Annotated in this window: 18 protein-coding genes and 1 pseudogene; 7 read left to right on the top strand and 12 right to left on the bottom strand. The window is 72.8% G+C overall.

Annotation, left to right across the window (positions count from 1 at the left end; translation table 11 throughout):
• Nucleotides 1–10: 10 nt before the first annotated feature.
• The 7 genes from ACIHAA_RS15580 to ACIHAA_RS15550 form a co-directional block, all read right to left on the bottom strand.
• Complete coding sequence (locus ACIHAA_RS15580) at nt 11–802, bottom strand: enoyl-CoA hydratase/isomerase family protein (RefSeq protein WP_399817190.1); 792 nt, start codon at nt 800–802, stop codon at nt 11–13.
• Complete coding sequence (locus ACIHAA_RS15575) at nt 799–2,061, bottom strand: cytochrome P450 (RefSeq protein WP_399817188.1); 1,263 nt, start codon at nt 2,059–2,061, stop codon at nt 799–801. The genes ACIHAA_RS15580 and ACIHAA_RS15575 overlap by 4 nt, the downstream gene beginning before the upstream one ends.
• A 107-nt stretch (nt 2,062–2,168) precedes the next feature.
• On the bottom strand, nt 2,169–3,473 hold the full coding sequence (locus ACIHAA_RS15570) for a cytochrome P450 (RefSeq protein WP_399817428.1): 1,305 nt from the start codon (nt 3,471–3,473) through the stop codon (nt 2,169–2,171).
• Nucleotides 3,474–3,586: 113 nt separating this feature from the next.
• On the bottom strand, nt 3,587–4,177 hold the full coding sequence (locus ACIHAA_RS15565; RefSeq protein WP_399817187.1) for a GTP-binding protein: 591 nt from the start codon (nt 4,175–4,177) through the stop codon (nt 3,587–3,589).
• Entirely contained in the window at nt 4,152–4,526 is a 375-nt protein-coding gene (locus tag ACIHAA_RS15560) for a DUF742 domain-containing protein (protein WP_399817185.1), read from the bottom strand. Before ACIHAA_RS15560 ends, ACIHAA_RS15565 begins: the two co-directional genes overlap by 26 nt.
• On the bottom strand, nt 4,523–4,924 hold the full coding sequence (locus ACIHAA_RS15555) for a roadblock/LC7 domain-containing protein (protein ID WP_399817183.1): 402 nt from the start codon (nt 4,922–4,924) through the stop codon (nt 4,523–4,525). The genes ACIHAA_RS15560 and ACIHAA_RS15555 overlap by 4 nt, the downstream gene beginning before the upstream one ends.
• Nucleotides 4,921–6,135, bottom strand: a complete 1,215-nt coding sequence (locus ACIHAA_RS15550; RefSeq protein WP_399817180.1) for an ATP-binding protein — start codon at nt 6,133–6,135, stop codon at nt 4,921–4,923. The genes ACIHAA_RS15555 and ACIHAA_RS15550 overlap by 4 nt, the downstream gene beginning before the upstream one ends.
• A 339-nt stretch (nt 6,136–6,474) precedes the next feature.
• On the opposite strand from ACIHAA_RS15550, the pseudogene ACIHAA_RS15545 reads away from it, so the two are divergent.
• Nucleotides 6,475–6,819: pseudogene (locus ACIHAA_RS15545) on the top strand (MazG-like family protein); the annotation flags it as partial.
• A 210-nt stretch (nt 6,820–7,029) separates the two neighbouring features.
• Here the strand turns inward: ACIHAA_RS15545 and ACIHAA_RS15540 are convergent.
• Nucleotides 7,030–7,575 (bottom strand): DoxX family membrane protein, encoded by a 546-nt coding sequence (locus ACIHAA_RS15540; RefSeq protein WP_399817177.1) that lies wholly within the window; start codon nt 7,573–7,575, stop codon nt 7,030–7,032.
• Between the two features lie 219 nt (nt 7,576–7,794).
• On the opposite strand from ACIHAA_RS15540, the gene ACIHAA_RS15535 reads away from it, so the two are divergent.
• From ACIHAA_RS15535 to ACIHAA_RS15515, 5 genes are all read left to right on the top strand, one after another.
• A complete protein-coding gene (locus ACIHAA_RS15535) occupies nt 7,795–8,961 on the top strand; it encodes a D-alanyl-D-alanine carboxypeptidase family protein (protein WP_399817176.1) in 1,167 nt (388 codons plus the stop codon).
• Nucleotides 8,962–9,418: 457 nt separating this feature from the next.
• Nucleotides 9,419–10,831, top strand: a complete 1,413-nt coding sequence (locus ACIHAA_RS15530) for a multidrug effflux MFS transporter (RefSeq protein WP_399817174.1) — start codon at nt 9,419–9,421, stop codon at nt 10,829–10,831.
• A complete protein-coding gene (locus tag ACIHAA_RS15525) occupies nt 10,771–11,958 on the top strand; it encodes a serine hydrolase domain-containing protein (RefSeq protein ID WP_399817172.1) in 1,188 nt (395 codons plus the stop codon). Before ACIHAA_RS15530 ends, ACIHAA_RS15525 begins: the two co-directional genes overlap by 61 nt.
• 12 nt (nt 11,959–11,970) lie before the next feature.
• Nucleotides 11,971–12,963 (top strand): small ribosomal subunit Rsm22 family protein, encoded by a 993-nt coding sequence (locus ACIHAA_RS15520; RefSeq protein ID WP_399817169.1) that lies wholly within the window; start codon nt 11,971–11,973, stop codon nt 12,961–12,963.
• Nucleotides 12,964–13,235: 272 nt separating this feature from the next.
• Nucleotides 13,236–13,973 carry a bifunctional DNA primase/polymerase gene (locus ACIHAA_RS15515; RefSeq protein ID WP_399817167.1) on the top strand — a complete coding sequence of 246 codons (738 nt, stop codon included), beginning with the start codon at nt 13,236–13,238 and terminating at the stop codon, nt 13,971–13,973.
• 96 nt (nt 13,974–14,069) lie between these two features.
• Here ACIHAA_RS15515 and ACIHAA_RS15510 read toward each other — a convergent pair whose 3' ends face one another.
• From ACIHAA_RS15510 to efeO, 4 genes are all read right to left on the bottom strand, one after another.
• A complete protein-coding gene (locus tag ACIHAA_RS15510; RefSeq protein ID WP_399817165.1) occupies nt 14,070–15,119 on the bottom strand; it encodes a hypothetical protein in 1,050 nt (349 codons plus the stop codon).
• Nucleotides 15,120–15,237: 118 nt separating this feature from the next.
• Nucleotides 15,238–16,095, bottom strand: coding sequence for an iron uptake transporter permease EfeU (efeU, locus tag ACIHAA_RS15505; RefSeq protein WP_399817164.1), 858 nt, complete (start codon nt 16,093–16,095; stop codon nt 15,238–15,240).
• A gap of 3 nt (nt 16,096–16,098) precedes the next feature.
• Complete coding sequence (gene efeB, locus ACIHAA_RS15500) at nt 16,099–17,397, bottom strand: iron uptake transporter deferrochelatase/peroxidase subunit (RefSeq protein WP_399817161.1); 1,299 nt, start codon at nt 17,395–17,397, stop codon at nt 16,099–16,101.
• A 12-nt stretch (nt 17,398–17,409) separates the two neighbouring features.
• Entirely contained in the window at nt 17,410–18,549 is a 1,140-nt protein-coding gene (gene efeO, locus ACIHAA_RS15495) for an iron uptake system protein EfeO (protein WP_399817159.1), read from the bottom strand.
• Nucleotides 18,550–18,846: 297 nt separating this feature from the next.
• Here efeO and ACIHAA_RS15490 point away from each other — a divergent pair, with 297 nt between their 5' ends.
• Nucleotides 18,847–19,491 carry a PhzF family phenazine biosynthesis protein gene (locus tag ACIHAA_RS15490; RefSeq protein ID WP_399817156.1) on the top strand — a complete coding sequence of 215 codons (645 nt, stop codon included), beginning with the start codon at nt 18,847–18,849 and terminating at the stop codon, nt 19,489–19,491.
• Nucleotides 19,492–19,569 lie beyond the last annotated feature (78 nt).

Genomic DNA, 19,569 nt, shown 5'->3' with positions numbered 1-19,569 from the left:
TTGCGGAGGTTCAGGCCGGTTGGCCCGTGGTGCGGGTGTATTCGGCCTCTGCCAGGACCGCGGCCATCAGTTCGGAGTCCAGGGTCGAGGCGTCGGCGAGGCGGGTGGTGGCGGCGTGGGCGTTGAGGAGGAGTTTGGTGACCCGCAGGGCCGAGGGGGAGCGGCGGAGGACGGGTTTGGACCAGGCCGTCACCGCGGCGTCGAGGCCGGACTCGGGGACGACCTGCTGGAGGATGGAGAGGGACTGGGCCTCGGCCGCGGTGAACGCGCGTGCGGTGAGGACCAGTTCGCGGACGCGGGCCGCGCCCGCCTCGCTCAGCAGGCGCGGCAGCAGGCCGCCCCAGGCGGCGGGGAGGCCGAGGGCGAGTTCGGGGAGGCGGAAGGTCGCGGTGTCGGCGCCGACCCTGAGGTCGCAGGCGAGCGCCAGGGCGAGGCCCGCGCCGATGGCCCTGCCCTGGATGCGGGCGATCGTGACGGCCGGGTTGGCGGTGAGGGCCTCGCAGACCCGGCGCGCCTTGGCGCCGGAGGCGCGGATGCCGCTGCCCGCCGGGTCCTGGGACAGGTGCTCGGCGAACTCGGCGCGGTCGCCGCCGAGGCTGAAGTCGGGGCCCGCGGCGGCGAGGACGATGACCCGGGTGCCGGAGTCCTGGGCGTCGAGCACGGCGAGCAGTTCGTCGAGCAGGGTCTCGGTGACCGGGTTGCCCTGGCCGGGGCCGTTCAGCTCGATGGTCAGAACGGCTCCCCGCCGCTCGGTCCGCAGTGTGGTGAGGGTCTGGCCTGTGGAAGGGGGCAGGGCGCTCATGTCGTCACTTTCAGGGAGGTCAGCCGCCGGAAGACCATGCGGGGGGCGTAGGTGGGGGCGGCCGCGGACTTCAGGCCGGGGAACCGGTCCAGCATCTGGGTGAGCAGGGTGCGGGCCTCCAGCCGGGCCAGTGCCGCGCCGAGGCAGTAGTGGGCCCCGCCGCCGAAGGTGAGATGGGCGCCCGGGCGGAGGATGTCGAAGGCGTGGGGGTTCTCATTGCGGCGGGGGTCGTGGTTGGCCGCGCCGTACAGGACGTGGACCATCGAGTCCCGGGCGATGGGCACCCCCGCCAGCACGGTGTCGTCGGCGGCGATCCGGGTGTTGAGATGGATGGGCGGGTCGTAGCGCAGGGCCTCGTCCACGGCGGCGTCGATGTGCTCCGGGTGGCGGCGCAGCCAGTCCCAGCGGGCCGGGTCCTCCAGGAGGAGCCAGACGGCGACGGAGAGCAGGGTCGCGGAGGTCTCCAGGGAGGCGATGGTGAGGAACATCGTGAGGTAGTACAGAAGGCGGTCCGCGGCCTCCCGGTCGCCGGGCAGTTCGGCGTCCCAGTGCCGGATCCAGCCGGAGACGACATCGTTGCCGGGACGGGCCCGGCGCTGCCGGACGAGGTCCGTGAAGTAGGTCCGGAGCAGGCGGGTCGCCTCGGCGGAGACGGCCAGTTCGCTCCCGGTGGGCAGGAGTTCCTGGGCGTGGACCTGCCGGTGGGTGATGTCCAGGATGTGCGCGTGGTCCTCGGTGGGGATGCCGAGCCAGTGGCCGACGGTGCGGACCGGAAGCTGCTCGCCGACGATGGTGACGAAGTCGGCCTCGCCGTGGACGCGCAGGGTGGTGTCGAGGTCGTCGAGGAGATGGCGGACGTGCTCCTCGACCTCGGGTTGCATCCGCTCCAGGATCCGGCGGTCGAAGAGGTTGCCGAGGGCGCGGCGCTGGCAGGTGTGGGCCGGGGCGTTGAGCCGGGACAGAACGTGGCTCATCTCCCGGGTGGCGAGGGACTCCCAGCGCTCCGGGTCGGGCCCCCGCTCCTGCCAGGCGATGTCCGGCACCAGCCAGTTCCTGCCGCGCAGGACCTGGCTGCATGCCTCGAAACCGGTGACGAAGTACCCGCCCCAGGGGGCGGGTACGACATCCCCCATCGCGCGCAGCTCCGCCCAGAGGGGGAGCGGGGCGCGCTGCCCCTCTGGGGAGCGGAGACGCCGGAGGACGGAGATGACGGCGCGACGGTCGGGGGTGGGGCCACCTATGTCGCCAACAGCGGTCACGCGGGACTCCTTTGGCAGGGCGTTACCGATGAGGTACCGGCGGTACCTACCCCTCCTCGACCTCCGGCCATGCCCCGCCGAGTGTTGCCCCTGTCACATACGGAGTGTCATACGCGGAACACGTCGAGGAATGTGCTCCAGAATCCCTTTCGGGTCGGCCGGGTCTCCTGCCGGGGTGCCGGGACATGCGCCCGGGGCTGCTCCGCCGCCGGGTGGGACGCCCCGGTGGGGGCGTGCAGGGCGGCCACCCGGGTGCCGGGGGTCGGGGTGAACCGGACCGGCAGGGCGGCCAGGGCGCGGTGGAACGGTCCCGGGCGCCACCGCAGTTGCTCCGCCGGGACCTCCAGGGCGAGGTCCGGCAGGGCGTTGAGGATCGCCTCGATCGCGGTCAGGGCGATCACGGTCGCGGGCGACTTCGCCGGGCAGGCGTGCGGGCCCGCGCCCCAGGCCAGATGCGCCCCCCTGCTCAGGGACTGGCGGGCCTCGCGCAGCGCGGGATCGTTGTTGGCCGCCCCGAAGCTGATCATCAGGGGGGTGTTGGCCTCGACGTGCACACCGCCCAGGTCCACGTCGTGGACGGGGTAGTGGGTGGCGTAGTTGGCGATGGGCGGGTTGTTCCACAGGACGTGGTCGAGCGCCTCCTCGGTGAGCATCCCGGCGTCGCGGGCCGAGGAACCGCTCGACAGCAGCAGGAGCAGGGCGCTGCCGATGAGGTTGCGCTCGGGCTCGACGCCCGCGCCCATCAGCATGACCAACTGGTCCTTGAGTTCCTCGTCGTTCAGCCCGGCGGGGTGCTGGATGAGCCAGGAGGTGACGTCCTCACCGGGCTCCCGCCGCTTGAGCGTGATCAGCTCCATCAGGCAGGCGGTCAGCTCCTCGTTGGCCTTGAGGGCGTCCTTGCCTTCGAAGATCGCCGACATCGCGCTGGTGAGCCGGTCGCCGATGCCCGCGGGGCAGCCGAAGAGCCGGTTGAACAGCAGCAGCGGAAGGAGCTTGGCGTAGTCGTTGAGGAGGTCCGCCCGCCCGCGCTCGCTGAACTGGTCGATCAGGAAGGCCGCGATGGGCTCGACGTCCCGGCGGATCCGGTTGATGTTCAGCTGGTCGAGGCTGTCGGTGACGGCCTTGCGCAGCCGCAGGTGCACGGCGCCGTCGGTGAACAGGCAGTTGGGGCGGTACGCCATCATCGGCAGGACCGGGTTGTCCAGGGCTATCCGGCCCTCGTTGAGAGCCTTCCAGCGACGGGGGTCCCGGCTGAAGTCCGTGGTGTTCTGCAGGACGGTCCGTGCCGCCTGGTAGTCGGTGACCAGGGTGGCGTCCACGCCCGGGACCAGCTCCACCGGAGCGGCGGGACCGGCCGCGCGCATCCGGTCGTAGACGCCATGGGGGTCGTCGGCGAAGTCCTGGCCGTGCATGGGGCATCTCGCGGGCGCGTCCGACCGGGCGGCCGCTGGCTGAAAGTCCATGAGGTGTTCCTTTGAGTTCCCGGAGCGGGGGTGATCCGGGCGTGGGGGCGAGAGGGGGCGGCTCAGACCGACCGGGTGAGGAGATGCCGGACGAGGGTGATCAGCGCCATGGCGGACGAGTCCCGCCGCCGGGCGTCGCAGTACGACACGGGGGTGTCGGGCAGGAGATCGAGTGCCTCGCGGATCTCCTCCTCCGGGTACTGGTCGGCCGGGGTGAAGCTGTTGACCGCGATGGAGTACTCGAGGCCGTACTTCTCGACCAGTTCGATCACCGGGAACGAGTCGGCCAGCCGGACCGGGTCGACGAGGATCAGCGCCCCCATGGCCCCCCGGGCCATGTCCTCCCACAGCTGCATGAACCGCTGCTGACCGGGCGTGCCGAAGAGATACAGCACCACCTCGTCGCTGAGGGTGAGACGGCCGAAGTCCAGGGCCACGGTGGTCGTCAGCTTGTCGGGTGCGCCGCGCAGATCGTCCACATGGGTGGACGCCTGCGTCATCTTCTCCTCGGTGCGCAGGGGGGCGATCTCGGACAGCGAGCCGATGAACGTTGTCTTGCCCACGGCGAAGTGACCCACCACAAGAATCTTCGCGGTGGTGGTCACCGCGCCCGAGACGTAACGGGTCTCAGGCGAAACGGGTTTGGAGTCCATACAGCACCTTCTCGATCAGGTCTCTGTCGACGGCCTGGGCGGGGGGCGGCGCGGCGCGGCGCAGCAGGTGTCCTTGTTCGGCTAAGTCGCTCAGCAGCAGACGGGCGACCCCCACCGGCAGGCCCAGGTGCGCGGCCACTTCGGCGACGGCCAGATAGCCTCCGCCGCACAGCTCCCAGATGGCCCGTACCTCCGGGCCGGCTCCCAGGGGCATCTCGCGGTCGGGGGCCAGGGTGACCAGGGTGTGCAGCGAAAGGTCGTCGGCGGAGGGCAGCCGACGGCCGCCGGTGATGACGTAGGAGCGGACGAGTTCGCTGGAGACCGGAGCTTCCTCGCCGGGCATGGTCATGCCTCAGCACCGGCGTTCTGGCGCTCCGGTGTACTCAGAGCGACACCCAGCGCCTTCACCTGCTGCTGCATCCGGATCGACATCAGCTCCATGTCGACGTCCAGAGCGGCGGAGACCGCCATGTAGGAGCCGCTGCCCGCCGCGATCAGGAAGATCCAGCCGCCGTCGTACTCCATCAGCGTCTGCTTCCAGACCCCCTTGCCGCTCGCCACGAAGGGGGCGACCGCCCGGCTGAGGGACTGCATCGAGCTCATCGCGGCGGCGTTCTTCTCGGCATCGTCCCGGGAGATGCCGCTGGAGCGTTCCAGGAGCAGGCCGTCGGCGGAGACAAGAATCGCATGGCGGGCGCCGCTCACCGTCAACACGTCGTCGAGCACCCACGACAGATCGGGCTTCACTGGTCTTGAGTTCCTTCCGTGGTGGTCGTGTCGCGCCCGCGCAGTGTGCCGCGTGCGAAGGCCCCGATGCGTGACGCGGTCACCTCGCTGTTCTGCTCCGGCATCGGCATCGGCATCGGCATCGGCTCGTGCTCCGCGGCGGTCGGCTGGGGGACCACCGCGACGGTCCTGCGGCGCTTGGGCAGCCCGCCCGCCGTCGTTCCGATGATCGGCACCGCGGCCGGGATCCGGGACACCCGCGCGGTGTCCGCCACCGGGCCCGCGTCGGCGGTCAGGCCGGTCTCGGCCACGGGTTCGGGGGCTTCGTTGGTCAAGAGGCTCTCCGGCAGAAGGATGACCGCGCGCACACCGCCGTACGGCGACACGGAATCGACCGACACCTTGAAGCCGTACCGTTCGGAGAGCACACCGGCGACGGCGAAGCCGACCCGGGGCGGGTTGCCGAGGCTGGTGATGGAGACGGGCGCCCCCGGGTTCAGCAGAGCGGCGGCGCGGTCCTTCTCCTCCTGGCTGATGCCCAGACCGGCGTCGTCGACGATCAGGCAGATACCGGTGGGAACGGCCTGGATGTTGATCTCGACGGGGGTGCCCGGCGCGCTGTAGTTGGTCGCGTTGTCGAGCAGTTCGGCGAGGACGACGGCCACGGGTTCCACGGCGGTGGCCGCGACATGCACGCTGACCCGGCTGTGGATCTTCACCCGGTCGAAGTGCTTGATGCGCCCGGTGGCACTGCGCGCCACGTCGTACACCGCCGCGGCGGTCTCGCGGCGCCCCAGCCAGCCGCCGCACAGCGCGGCGATGCCCTGCGCACGCCGCCCGAACTGGCTGTTGGTGTGGTCGATGGTCATCAGGTCGGCCAGGACCTGGGCGTCGTCGCCGTACTTCAGCCTGGCCAGATCGCTGATGGAGCGCTGCTGCTGGTCGGCCAGCACCTGGAGGCTGCGCATCCAGGACTTGAGTACGTCCTTGGTCTCCGCCTCCGCGTCGCCGCGCACCTCCGCGAGGGCGCGCTCCTGGTCGGCCCGCAGTGCCGCGTACTCGGCGTGCAGCCGCTGGGTCTCCAGATGGAGGCCGTCCCGGACGGAGCCCAGGTCGGTGTTCTGTTTCCGGAGAGCCATGTTGGTTCTCCGGGCCCGATTCACTGCGAGGGCCGCAGCGATCAGTACTACCAACAGGAGCCACAGGAGTGGATCCTTGATCAGTGACGTCATGAGACTCTCTTCAAGTCGCCTCGCGGAAGCAGCTGTCGGCCGTACGACCACGGCCCGTATCGCGGGCCGCGGGCCTTATCGGCGGATCAACGGCTACTCCTTCGCGATGGGGCCTGAGACTGTCCCCCGTGACGCGCACATGACGCGATACCAGCCTTCTGAAAGTCCAATGATCTTATCAGTCAGCGACTGCCAACAGCCGCTCGGGACGGCTCACTTGGACGCATTGACAACTGTTCACGATCGTTCCTCGCCCGGTTCGCCGGGGAGAAGTTCCGCGGAAACGATCCTTCAGGGGCTCGGCCCCCTTTCCCGGGCGCCGCATGGCACGCTGCGGGTATGGACGAGCCGGGCAGGGACGTGCACAACATCTCCACGGGCCCCTGGGAGTCGATCGGTCTGCTGCACGCCTGGCTGGACGCGCGCCGCCCGCCCGACGGCGCGGACAGCCTGCTGCTGCGGGTGCTGAAACTGTCGGAGGAGGTCGGCGAGGTCGCGCAGGCGGTGATCGGCGCGATGGGCCGCAATCCCCGCAAGGGTGTGACGCACAGCTGGGACGACGTACAGGCGGAGCTGTGCGACGTCGTGATCACGGCCCTGGTGGCGCTGCGCACGATGACCCCGGACGCGCGCGAGGTCTTCACGGCCCATCTGGAACGGGTCACCGCACGCTCGCTGGGGGCGGAGGGCCGCCGGGAGGCCGGGGTGGCCGCCGGGTCCGGCGGTGCGGGGTCGGCGGACGTCGGGTCAGGCGGTGCGGGGTCGGCGGACGCCGGGTCAGGGGCGGCCGGGGGTGCGGCCCTCGGCTCGTAGCGCGTCGGCGGACGATCGGCGGACAACCGGCGGACAGGTGGCGGACGGGCGGCGGCGCGGAGCAGGCGGCGTGTCCGGCGGCTACGCGTCGAACAGGGCTTCCTGTTCGCCCTGTGCCCTCCTGCGCAGCCTCCTGCTGCGCGCGCCGACCACCAGGGCCGTGGCCGCCGCCGTCACCGCGAACGCCGCCGGGACCATCCAGTCGCGGTTCACGGCCTGGCCGAACAGCGCGTCCGCGGAGAGCCGTCCGGGGCCCGCGACCGCCAGGCCCGCCGCCGTGAGGGCGAGGGAGGCCGCGTACTCGTAGCCGCCGCCCTGGGCGAAGAAACCGTTCGGTACGTGCACCGCCGCCGCCCCCGCCATCGCACCGGCCGCCGCCGCGCCCGCCGCCGGTGTCGCGAGACCGAGTGCCAGCAGGGCGCCCCCGCCCGTCTCGGTGAGCCCGGCCGCCGCCGCGCTGGCCTTGCCGGGGGAGTAGCCGATCGACTCCATGAACCGCCCGGTGCCCTCGAGGCCGCCGCCGCCGAACCAGCCGAACAGCTTCTGGGTGCCGTGCGCCGCCAGCAGCCCGCCGGTGCCCAGCCGGAGCAGCAGCAGTCCCACATCACGTCGGTCGATACAGTCCACGATCACTCCAGGGCCAGTCGGCGGGAACGGTCCGCGGTTCCACCGTCCCACCGCCCCGGCCACCGGGGCCCGTCCACCGTGCCGTTCGGGTGGCGGGCGGCCTCCGGGAGTGGCTGTCCGGGCCGCCGTCCGGGTGTTCTACGCCGTCATGACCCGTCCTTTGCCACCCCTTTGTTACCCCGCTGTGCCGCGGCGCCGACTGTTTTGTACGGTCCCGGGGTGCGTGATTCCTCTTCGCTCTCACCGCGACTGTCCCGACGTGCCGTGCTCGGCCTCGCCGCCGCCGCGCCGCTGACCGCCGCCCCCGCCGCCGCGAGCCCTGGCCATACCGCGGCCATCGGCGGCGCCCGCCTCAGAGGCCCCGGTGTCCAGGTGCAGGGGGCCGCCGCCCTGCCGAAGAGACTCAGCGCCCGCTCCTGGATCGTCGCCGACCACGAGAGCGGGGAGGTGCTGGCCTCGTACAACGCGCACCAGCGGCTCGCCCCCGCCTCCACACTGAAGATGCTGTTCGCGGACACCGTGCTCGGGAAGTTCGACCACGGCCTCACCCACAAGGTCACCGACGCCGACCTCGCGGACGTCCCCGCCGGGTCCAGCCTGGTCGGCATCAAGCCCGGAATCACCTACACGGTCCAGCAGTTGTGGCTGGGCGTCTTCCTGCGCTCCGGCAACGACGCGGTGCATGTGCTGAGCCATCTCAACGGAGGCCTGGCCAGGACCGTCGCGGAGATGCAGGCCAGGGCCGAGGACCTCCAGGCCCTGGACACCCATGTGGTCAGCCCGGACGGCTTCGACCACAAGGGGCAGCTGTCCTCCGCGTACGACCTCACGCTGTTCGCCCGCCACGGGCTGCGGAACCCCGACTTCCGGGGGTACTGCGCCACCCGGACCGCCGACTTCCCGGCGGGCGGCAGCAAGACCTTCCAGATCCAGAACACCGACCGGCTGCTGACCGGCGCCTGGGGGCTGGGCGCCTACAAGGGGATCATCGGCGTCAAGAACGGCTACACCAGCAACGCGGGCAACACCTTCACGGGAGCCGCCACCCGCGGGGGCCGCACCCTGCTGGTCACCGTGATGCACCCCGAGCCGGGCGGCAACGGCGTCTACGAGGAGACCGCCGCCCTGCTCGACTGGGGCTTCGGGCAGGCCCGCGCCGCCCGGCCCGTCGGCACCCTGGTGGAACCGCTCAGCGAGGGCGGCTCCAAGGCGACCCCCGCCCCGGCGGGGAAGGAGCGGACGGGCGCCTCCCCGGCGCACCACGGCTCGACCTGGGCGCTGGCCGGCGGGGCCACGGGCGTGCTGGCGCTGCTGGCGGGCGGCGCGTACGCGCTGCGCGGGCGCCGTCGGCGGACCGTGGCGGAGGAGGGGCGCCACCGGCGCTGACACCGGGCGCGGACCCGGGCTCCGGCTCCGGGCGCGGGCCGGCTCCGGCTCGGAGCGCGGACCCCGGCTCCGGATCGGATCCCCGCTCCGGGCGCGGACCCCGGCTCCGAATCCGCCCCCGGGCTCCGGTACTGGGCAGCCGTTCCGTGGCCGGTGCGCACCCCGCGATTCCCCGCGAGGTCCACCCCCTGCCGGCCGCGGAACGGCTGCCGCCCCCCTGGATGTGGTCCGGAACCCCACTGCTCCAACTGTGAAGCTCTGGTGGAGGAGTGTTGAGCATAAGCCCGCCATGACCACGGAGAGTGCGGAGGTCCTCACTCCGTATGTGCAGGTTGAACGGTTGCCTTCCTCGGCCGTGCCCACCGGGCCCGAAGCGCCGCCGGAGCCCCTCCGCTCACTCCTGCCGGTCCCCGGGAGCTGAGACCATGGGGCGGACCGCGACAAGAGGGAGGGGCCCATGCCCGAGGGCGGCCGCACCGCGCACCACCGGAACGAGCCGGAGGACCGCACCGCAGACCGAGCGGAGAGCACGGACACCGGTCACATACCCGCGGCGGAGGCGACGGCCCCCGGCACACCCCCGTCCGCCGCCCCCGCCGTACCCCCCGCAGCGGCCCCCACCGGGGACGGGGCCGCGCTCCGCCGCACCGGCGTTCTGGTCACCTTCCTCCTCGGCGGCCTCACCGCCACACCCCCGCTGGCCATGGACATGTACCTGCCGTCCCTGCCGGAGGTCACCACATCCCTGCACGCGCCCGCCGCGACCGTGCAGCTCACCCTCACCGGCTGCCTCGCGGGCATGGCCCTCGGCCAGCTGGTGGTCGGCCCCCTGAGCGACAGGTGGGGACGGCGGCGCCCGCTGCTGGCGGGGCTGGCCGTCTACGTCGTCGCCACCGCGCTCTGCGCGCTCGCCCCCTCGGTGACGGCGCTGGTGGCGTTCCGGCTGGTGCAGGGGCTCGCGGGCGCGGCCGGGATCGTGATCGCGCGGGCCGTCGTACGCGATCTCTACGACGGCGCGGCCATGGCCCGGTTCTTCTCCACCCTCATGCTGATCTCCGGAGTCGCACCGATCGTGGCGCCGCTGATCGGCGGCCAGCTGCTGCGCTTCACCGACTGGCGGGGCGTCTTCGTCGTCCTCACCGTCGTCGGGGCCGCGCTCGGTGGGCTCGTCTGGGCAAGGCTCCCCGAGACGCTCCCGCCGTCCGGACGGCACGGCGGGGGAGCGGGCGCGACCCTGCGCTCCCTGCGGGCCCTGATCGCCGACCGGGCCTTCACCGGCTACACCCTCGCGGGCGGCTTCGCCTTCGCCGCGCTCTTCGCCTATATCAGCGCCTCCCCGTTCGTGATCCAGGAGATCTACGGTGCCTCCCCGCAGGTCTTCAGCCTGCTGTTCGGCCTCAACTCCGTCGGTCTGGTGGTCGCCGGGCAGATCAACGGCAAGGTCCTGGTCGGCCGGGTCGCCCTCGACAAGGTGCTGGCGGCGGGCCTCACCGTCGTCGCCCTCGCCGCGGCGGCCCTGCTGCTGATGGCGACGGGCGCCCTCGGTCAGGTCGGGCTGGCGCCGGTCGCGGCCGCCCTCTTCGTGCTGATGTCGGCGATGGGCTTCACCCTGCCCAACACCCAGGCGCTGGCCCTGATGCGCACCCGGCACCACGCCGGTTCCGCCTCCGCGCTGCTCGGCTCCACCTCCTTCCTGGTCGGCGCGGTGGCCTCGCCGCTCGTCGGCATCGCCGGAGAGCACACCGCCGTCCCGATGGCCGTCGTCCAACTGGCGGCCGCGCTGGTGGCCCTCGGCTGCTTCATGGCACTGTGCCGTCCCTGGACCGCCCGCAGCCGCGCGGGCGCGGAACTCCTCGGGGAGGAGAGCTGAGCGCACCGAGACTGCGCGTCGACACCCCGGAGCGGGCAGGGCTCGATCCGGCGGAACTGCGCCATGCCGTACGGGACCTCCACGACGCCGTCGCCGGGGACCGCCCCTGGGCGTCCGGCGCCGTGGTGGTCGCCGGGCGCGGCCCGGTCATCGCCCTGGCGGAGGCGGCGGGCTGGGCGGTCCGCCACTCGGCCTACGACGAGGAGAGCGACCGGGGCGTCGAGCTGCCGCCCGGGGCGCGGGTCCCGGCGACCGTGGACACCCCCTTCGACCTGGCCTCGCTCACCAAGCTGTTCACCGCGGTCGCCGCGATGCAGCAGCTGGAGCGCGGCACCCTCGGCATCGACGCGCGGGTGGGCGCGTATCTGCCGGACTTCCACGCGGCGGCGAAGCACGGCGTCACCGTACGGCAGCTGCTCACCCACACCTCCGGGCTGCGGCCCGAACTCCCGCTGTACGACTGCCCCTCCGCCGAGGCCCGGCTCGCCCTGCTGCGCGCGGAGGCACCGGTCGGCGCGCCCGGCACCCACCGCTACTCGGACCTGAATCTGCTGCTCCTCCAGTACGTCCTGGAACGCGTCACCGGGCGCACCCTCGACGTGCTGGTCCGCGACGGCATCACCCGTCCGCTCGGGATGACGGCCACCGCCTTCGGGCCGTGCCCGGAGGCGGCGGCCACGGAGGACCAGCGGCGGCCCTGGGCCAAGGCGGACCGGGGCATGCTGCGCGGGGTGGTGCACGACGAGAACGCCTGGGCGCTCGGCGGGGTGGCCGGGCACGCGGGCCTGTTCTCGACGGCACGGGACCTGGCCGTCCTCTGCCGGACCCTGCTGTCCGGCGGCGCCTACGGGACCGCGCGGATCCTGGGCCCCGACCTCGTGGAGCTGATGCTGACCCCGCCGGGCCTGGGCTTCGCGGTCGACCAGCCGTGGTTCATGGGGGCGCTGGCGGGCCGGGGCGCCGCCGGTCACACCGGCTTCACGGGAACGTCCCTGGTCCTGGACCCGGCGACGGACACCTTCCTGGTCCTCCTCGCGAACGCGGTCCATCCGCGCCGCCGGGACCCCGACCACCGGGTGCGGGTGGCACTGGGGGATCGGCTGGCCGGGGCGGTCCGGGGCACCTGAGAGAATCGGCGGGTGAACGCCCCCGTCTTCCCCGCCGACACCCTGCGCACCGCCCTCGCCGGGCTGCTCGACGGTCTGCCCGCCAAACAGGCCACGCAGGCCGTGGAGCGGCTGATCGCCAACTACCGGGGGCGCACCCCGACGGACGCGCCCGTGCTGCGGGACCGTTCGGACGTGGTCGCGTACGCCGCGTACCGGATGCCCGCGACCTTCGAGGCGGTGTCCTCGGCGCTGGCGGAGTTCGCCGAGGCCGTGCCCGGCTGGACGCCGGGGAGCCATGCGGACATCGGCGGCGGCACCGGAGCGGCCACCTGGGCCGTCAGCGCCACCTGGGACGGGGAGCGCCCGGTCACCGTGCTCGACTGGGCGGAGCCCGCGCTCGCCCTGGGCCGGGAGATCGCCGCCGCGAACCCCGCGCTGAAGGCCGCCGAGTGGCAGCGCTCCCGTATCGGATCGGCGCTCACCCTGGAGAGCACCGATCTCGTCACCGTCTCCTACGTCCTCGGGGAGCTGACCGGGGCCGACCGGACGGCGGTCGTCGACGCGGCCGCGGCCGCCGCGCAGGCGGTCGTGGTGGTGGAACCCGGCACCCCGGACGGCTACGCCCGGGTCATCGAGGCCCGCGACCGGCTGATCGCCGCGGGATTCCGTGTCGCCGCGCCCTGCCCGCACAGCGCCGCCTGCCCCATCGTGCCCGGCGAGGACTGGTGCCACTTCTCGGCCCGGGTCAGCCGCTCCTCGCTGCACCGGCAGGTCAAGGGCGGCTCGCTGGCGTACGAGGACGAGAAGTTCAGCTATGTCGCGGCGACCCGCCTCCCGCTGCACCCGGCCGCCTCCCGGGTCGTGCGCCGCCCGCAGATCCGCAAGGGCCAGGTGCTGCTCGACCTGTGCGGCCCGGACGAGTCCCTGCACCGCGACACGGTCACCAAACGCCACGGCGCCCTCTATCGCGCGGCCCGCGACGCCGACTGGGGCTCCCCGTGGCCCCCGCCGCAGGGGGAGTAGCCCGCGGCAGCCCGCGCCCGGAGCCGCGCCGCGCGCCCGGAGCCCCGCCGTGGGGCCGGAATCCCGTCGTAGGTATGTCTGTACGACTGGACACTCGCGTCGGTCTCCCCCTCTGCCGGATACATGGGGATAAATCAGCCGACGACCGCTGAAACCGGCCCGCCCTCGGCCGCCCCCCGTCCACCCCGGACGCGGGCTCGGGTCACCCGGGGCGCAGGATGGTGGGAGCATGGGGCATGCGTCCCGACCACGGCAGTGAGGCGAGGGCATACATGAGCGCAGGGTTCGGCCGCCGCACGGGCGGGCAGGGCAGGATCTCCCAGTGGCTGCGCGGACGCCGTCCCGCCCGCCCCGGGGAGGACGCCGCAGACGCCGGCCGTGAGCCGATGCTGCTGGCCGCTGCCGCCGCCGGGCTGCCCCTCGCGCCCGCCGCGCACCCCGTGGGCTACCGCTGTTCCTGCGACCGCATCGGCTGTCCCACGCCCGCCCGGCACCCCGTCTCCTTCGCCTGGCAGACCCAGTCCACGACGGACCGCGCGCAGATCGAGCGCTGGATCCGGAACGAGCCGCAGGCCAACTTCATCACCGCCACCGGAATGGTCCACGACGTCCTGGACGTCCCCCGGGAGGCCGGTGCGGAGGCGCTCGCCGGACTGCTCGCCTCCGGTACCGAGGTCGGTCCGGTCGCCGTGACCGGCGACGGGCGCATGCTGTTCTTCACCCTGACCCGCGGCACCCCCGAGGACGAGGACGAGTGGTGGCCGTGCGCGCTGGACTGCCGCCCGGAGACCATGGACGAGCACCCCGGCCTGCGCTGGCACTGCCGGGGCTCCTATGTGCTCCTCCCGCCCGCGCAACTGCCCGGCTCCCTGGCCGTCGAGTGGGTGCGGGGCCCGGAGCACGCGCTGCCGGACCCGCTGAGCCTGCTGGAGCATCTGACGGACGCCTGCGCCCGCCACGCCGGGGACACCGCCGAGGACCGGCTCGCGGGCCGACCGCACGGACGCTGAGCCCCCGGACACAGGCCCCCGGACACAGGGCCACGGACGCAGGGCCCCCTGGCGCTCAGGCCCCCGGATGCTCAAGCCCCCGGACGCCTCAGGCCCTCACTCGCCCTTCGCGCCCGTCAGCCCCTGCACCCGGCTCAGGAACTTCACCTGACCCCGCGCCGGGTCCAGCACCGCCTGGTTGGAGACGAACTCCTCGGTCAGGGACTGCTTGACCTCGCCGGTCAGCAGGGCCTTGACGTTCGGATCGCCGATATTGATGTTCACGCCCGGCGCGGTGGTCTGCTTCTCGAAGTGGTGCGTCGCGAAGAACACCAGGGCGCCGCCGTCGGCCGTGCGCAGCCCCAGCGGGGCGTAGGCGCCGCCCGTCAGCGGCTGGTCGAGATACTGCCGGGCCAGACCGGGCTTCGCGGCGTCCGCCTGCCGGGTGGCCCGCCACTGGGAGGTGTGCGGCCCGGGGGCGAACGTGTTCCCGCCGCTCTTCAGATACGACGCGTACGCCGCCCCCAGCCCGTTCGGCGGCACCGCGAGCGCCGGGTCGTCCGCGGGCACGGGCTCGGCCCAGCCGTCCTTGTCCTTGGCGAAGACCGGCACATCGCCCGCCGCGAGAATCGTCAGATACGACACCGCCCACACCCGGTCGGGGCCGGAGCGGGTGAAGACCAGCAGCCAATGGGCGCTTCCGCTGCCCTTGTTGGCGTGGGCGTCGGCGACGAACCAGCGGGGCCAGCCCGCCTTCTTCGGGATGGTGAACGTGGCGCCGGTCAGCGTCAGCGGGACATGGGCGGCATTGCCGTCCGGGCTGTTGCGGTGCCCGGCCGCCAGCTTGCCCGCGTCGATGTCCGCGAGGGCGCCCGCGACCCGGTCGGCGTCCTGGGAGCGGTCGTAGGTCTTGTCCGCCTTGTTGTAGGCATCGAGGAAGTCCGTCAGCGCCCGGGAGGCCTCGGACCTGGCCGCGTTCGGCACGACCACGCGCTCGCCGTGGACGACGACACAGCCGCTCGCCGTCAGGGCGACGGCGGCGGCCAGGACCGTCGCCAGGGCCAGGCGGCGGTGACCACGGAGCGTACGGAGGCCGGGTGTTCGGCCCGGCCGAGGGCCCCGGCTACGGAACGTTCGAGGGCTGCGCTCCCCGCGATCCCTGCTCATCAGTGACCTTCACCTTCCCCTTCCCGGAGGCGAACCCTACCGGGACGGGACGGGCGGCGGGCGGCGGGTTCCCCCACCGCCCGCACCGCGGCCGCGCCCAGGGCGGGCCGACGTCCCGTCAGACCTGGTCGCGCACCGGGGGAGGAGTGGCGCTCTGCCTGCTCCTGCCCAGGGGGAGACCGGCCGGGGAGAGGAAGATCACGAGCGTGGGCACCAGATACAGCAGCCACACCGTGAGCTGGAGGACCGTCGGGTCGGGCTGGAAGTTGAAGACGCCCTTCAGCAGGGTGCCGTACCAGCTGTCCGGCGGGATGACATCGCTGATGTCGAAGGCGAGGTGCGTCAGGCCCGGGAGCCAGTCGGCCTCCTGGAGGTCGTGGAAGCCGTAGGCGAGCACGCCCGCGGCGACGACGACCAGCATGCCGCCGGTCCAGGTGAAGAACTTGGCGAGGTTGATCTTCAGGGCGCCACGGTAGAACAGCCAGCCCAGCAGGACCGCCGTGGCCAGGCCGAGCGCCACCCCGATCAGGGGGCGCGGAGTGCCGTCGCCGGCCGCGTGCACCGACGCCCACACGAACAGCGCGGTCTCCAGGCCCTCCCGGCCCACGGCCAGGAACGCGGTGGCGACCAGCGCGCCCGTGCCCAGCTGCAGCGCCACGTCCAGCTTGCCGTGCAGCTCCTTCTTCAGATGCCGGGCGGTGCGCCGCATCCAGAAGACCATCCAGGTCACCAGGCCGACCGCGACGATCGACAGGGAGCCGCCGAGCGCCTCCTGCGCCTGGAACGTCATCTCCTCGGAGCCGAATTCGAGGACGCTGCCGAAGCCCAGCGCGAGGGTCACCGCGATCGCGATGCCGGTCCAGATGGGCTTCAGGGCGTCCCTGCGGCCGGTCTTGACCAGATAGGCGATCAGGATGCAGACGACGAGGCTGGCTTCCAGCCCCTCGCGCAGACCGATCAGGTAGTTGGAGAACACGGGCTAGGCCTCCTCGGTCAGCAGGGTCCGGCCCCACCAGTCGTTCTGGTCGCGGACGCCCGGCGGGACCGCGAAGACGGCCGAACCCACGTGCTGGATGTACTCGTTGAGCGCGTCCGACGCCGACAGCCTGCGCTGGAGCGGGATGAAACCCTTGCGCGGGTCGCGCTGGTAGGCGAGGAAGAACAGGCCCGCGTCCAGGCGGCCCAGTCCGTCCGTGCCGTCGGTGAAGGAGTAGCCGCGGCGCAGGATGGTGATCCCGCCGTTGGAGTCGGGGTGGGCGAGACGCACATGGGCGTCGGGCTTCATCGCCTTCAGGAACGGGGCGTCGTGCTCCTTCGCCTTGCCCACGGGTGCGCCCTCGCCCTTGTCGCGGCCGAAGACGTCCTCCTGCTCCTGGAGCGAGGTGCGGTCCCAGGGCTCGATGTGCATCCGGATGCGCCGGGCGACGAGATACGAACCGCCCGTCATCCAGGCCGCGTCGTGCCCGCCGTCGCCGTCGCCGACCCAGACGAACTTCTTCAGCCGGTCCGTCTCGGTGCCCGCGATGTTGCGGGTGCCGTCCTTGAATCCCATGAGATTGCGGGGGGTCTGGGCACCCGGGGTGGTCGACGAGGTCTTGCCGAAGCCGAGCTGGGACCACCGGATGGCGACCTTGCCGAAGCCGATGCGGGCCAGGTTGCGGATCGCGTGCACCGCGACCTGCGGGTCGTCCGCGCACGCCTGGATGCACAGGTCGCCGCCGGTGCGGGAGGCTTCGAGGTCGTCGCCCGCGAACGCGGGCAGGTCGACCAGGGCGTCGGGGCGCCGCTTGTCCAGCCCGAACTTCTCGAAGAACGACGGGCCGAAGCCGATCGTCAGCGTCAGCCGGGACGGCTTGAGGCCCAGGGCCTCACCGGTGTCGTCCGGCGGGGCCTCGGCCAGACCGCCGTAGGCGCCGTCGCCGATCGCCCGGCCCGCGGTCATCCGCCGCGCGGCCGCCGTCCAGTCCTTCAGCATCTGGACGAACTCGTCACGGTCGTCGGTCTTCACGTCGAACGCGGCGAAGTGCAGCCGGTCCTGGACGGGCGTGGCGATGCCCGCCTGGTGGGTGCCGTGGAAGGCGACGGCGGCACCGGTGTCCGCGGCCGTCGGGTCCATGTCGTCACCGGTGCGCGTCATGGCCACCGCGCCCCCGGCCGCGGCGGCGCCGAGCGCGAGGCCCGCCCCGCCCCAGCCGAGCAGGGCGCGGCGGGAGGGGGCGGGGGAGGCGGCGGCGGACTCCGCGTCGGCCGTCTCCCGGGTCGTGTCCGTGTTCGTCATGCGTCGGGTCCTTTACTTCACCACTGCGGCGGCGAGCTTCGACAGCGGCTCCGCGAGCGCGTTCACCGCGTCGGACAGCCCCTTGCGCTGGTCCCCCGTGACCTTCTCGTACGAGACGAAGTCGGCGTCGCCCTTGCCCGTGCGGTACTTGCCGAGCAGGGTGTCCAGGGCCGCGAACTGCTTGTCGAGTTCGGCGGTCAGCGCCTGGTCGTTCTTGGCGGCGACCGGCTTCAGCAGCTCGTAGGCCTTCTGCGCACCGTCGACGTTGGCCTGGAAGTCGACCAGGTCGGTGTGCGAGTAGCGGTCCTCCTCACCGGTGACCTTGCCGGTGGCGACCTCGTCCAGCAGCTCCTTGGCGCCGTTGGCCATGGAGGTGGGGGTGATCTCGGCCTTGCCGACCCGGGTCTGCCAGTTCTTCAGGTCGCTGACGAGCTGGTCCGCGAGGGTCTTCTCGGCGGGGCCGATCTTCTTGTCCTGCCAGAGGGACTTCTCCAGCCGGTGCCAGCCGGTCCACTTCTGGCCCTTCTCCAGGCCGTCGGCGCGGGTGTCCGTCTTGGGGTCGATGTCACCGAAGGACTCGGCGACCGGCTCGGTGCGCTCCCAGCCGACACGCGAGGGCGCGTAGGCCTTCTGCGCGGCCGCGAGGTCCCCGGCCTTGATCGCCTTGGCGAAGGTCTCGGCGAGCGGCACGGTGGCGTCCGCCTGCTCCTGGGCGTACTCGCGGTACTGGGCGACCGCCTGGTCCAGCTGCGGGTTCCGCTCGGCGGCCGAGCCGCCGCCGGTGACGGTCAGCTTCTGCCGGACGCCGAGGCCCTTCATGCCCGGACGGCAGGCGATCTCGTACGAACCGGCCTTGATCTCGGCGGTCAGCGTGTACTTGGTGCCCGGGCCGATGTTCTCCTTCTCGGAGACGATCCGGTCGTCCGGGAAGAGGATCTCGACCTCGGTGGCCCGGGAGCCCTTGTTCTCGATGTTCAGCGTGACCTGGCCGGCCGGTGCGGTCTTGGCCGAGGTGTCGCACTTGGAGTCGGCGGCCGTCACCTGGATCGCGTCGCCGCCCTTGGCGTCGCTCTTGGCGGTGCAGGCCGTGACGGAGGTCAGGGCGGCCGCGGCGGCGGCTGCGGTGACAACGGAGAGTCGGACGGCTCGCATGCATGCTCCAAGGGGCGAACGAGGACAAGCCGCGCCGGAAGGAGTCCGGGCGGAGTGGGTGAGGCTTGCCTAAGTTACCTGAGCCTCACCTCACCGGTACCCACCCGGTGCGTGATTCGGATCCCATCGGAAGATCACAGATACGGCTTGATTACGGCGTCTCAATCCGGATCCCAAGGAATGGTAAAGAGGGGGTCAGGCGGCCGCGGGGGCAGCCGGACCGTCTCTCCCCGGAGCGCGCGGCGGGCGGCCGTGCCCGGACGGTCCCCGCCGCCCGGGCGGTGTTTGAATGCCCGGGTGACTGACTACGACGTGCTGCGTGTCTTCTGCGGCCCGGACGGCGGCTACGGCAATGAACTGGGCGTCGTCCGCGACGGTTCGGCCGTCCCCGGGCGCGCCGAACGGCAGGCGTTCGCCGCGAAGCTCGGCTTCAGCGAGACCGTGTTCGTCGACGACCCCGAGCGCGGCCTGATCGACATCTACACCCCCACCCTGCGGCTGCCCTTCGCCGGGCACCCCTGTGTGGGCACGGGCTGGCTGCTCGACGTGCCCGAACTCGCCACCCCGGCCGGGGTGGTGGGGGTGCGGCTGGACGGCGAGTTCAGCTGGATCGAGGCCCGGCCCCGGTGGGCACCGCCGCGCACCCTGCGGCAGTTCCCGACGGCCGCCGCGGTGGACGCCCTCGACGTCCCGCCGCCCGGGGAGTGGGTCTACGCCTGGGCCTGGGAGGACGAGGCGGGCGGCCGGGTGCGGGCCCGCGCCTTCCCCGGCCGGGACGACGGCATCGACGAGGACGAGGCGACGGGCGCCGCGGCCCTGCTGCTCACCGCCCGGCTCGGCCGCGCCCTGAACATCCGCCAGGGCGCGGGCTCCCAGATCCTCACCGCACCGCAGCCGGAGGACTGGGTGGAGATCGGGGGCCGGGTCTCCCTGGAGCGCTGAGGCTCGGCGCCGAGCGCCGAGCGCCGAGCACCGGGTGCCCGGCGCCGAGCGGCCGGGTGCTGAGGGGCCGGGTGTCGA

It is taken from the genome of Streptomyces sp. NPDC052040 (assembly GCF_044548405.1).
Lineage (GTDB): Bacteria > Actinomycetota > Actinomycetes > Streptomycetales > Streptomycetaceae > Streptomyces.
This window is presented reverse-complemented; position numbering and strand designations above follow the sequence as displayed.

Coding starts and splice junctions, on each gene's coding strand:
- ACIHAA_RS15530 (WP_399817174.1), top strand. CDS start 9,419: ATGCCCGAGGGCGGCCGCACCGCGCACCACCGGAACGAGCCGGAGGAC.
- ACIHAA_RS15580 (WP_399817190.1), bottom strand. CDS start 802: ATGAGCGCCCTGCCCCCTTCCACAGGCCAGACCCTCACCACACTGCGG.
- ACIHAA_RS15560 (WP_399817185.1), bottom strand. CDS start 4,526: ATGACCATGCCCGGCGAGGAAGCTCCGGTCTCCAGCGAACTCGTCCGC.
- ACIHAA_RS15515 (WP_399817167.1), top strand. CDS start 13,236: ATGAGCGCAGGGTTCGGCCGCCGCACGGGCGGGCAGGGCAGGATCTCC.
- efeO (WP_399817159.1), bottom strand. CDS start 18,549: ATGCGAGCCGTCCGACTCTCCGTTGTCACCGCAGCCGCCGCCGCGGCC.
- ACIHAA_RS15565 (WP_399817187.1), bottom strand. CDS start 4,177: ATGGACTCCAAACCCGTTTCGCCTGAGACCCGTTACGTCTCGGGCGCG.
- ACIHAA_RS15550 (WP_399817180.1), bottom strand. CDS start 6,135: ATGACGTCACTGATCAAGGATCCACTCCTGTGGCTCCTGTTGGTAGTA.
- efeB (WP_399817161.1), bottom strand. CDS start 17,397: ATGACGAACACGGACACGACCCGGGAGACGGCCGACGCGGAGTCCGCC.
- ACIHAA_RS15510 (WP_399817165.1), bottom strand. CDS start 15,119: ATGAGCAGGGATCGCGGGGAGCGCAGCCCTCGAACGTTCCGTAGCCGG.
- ACIHAA_RS15570 (WP_399817428.1), bottom strand. CDS start 3,473: ATGCACGGCCAGGACTTCGCCGACGACCCCCATGGCGTCTACGACCGG.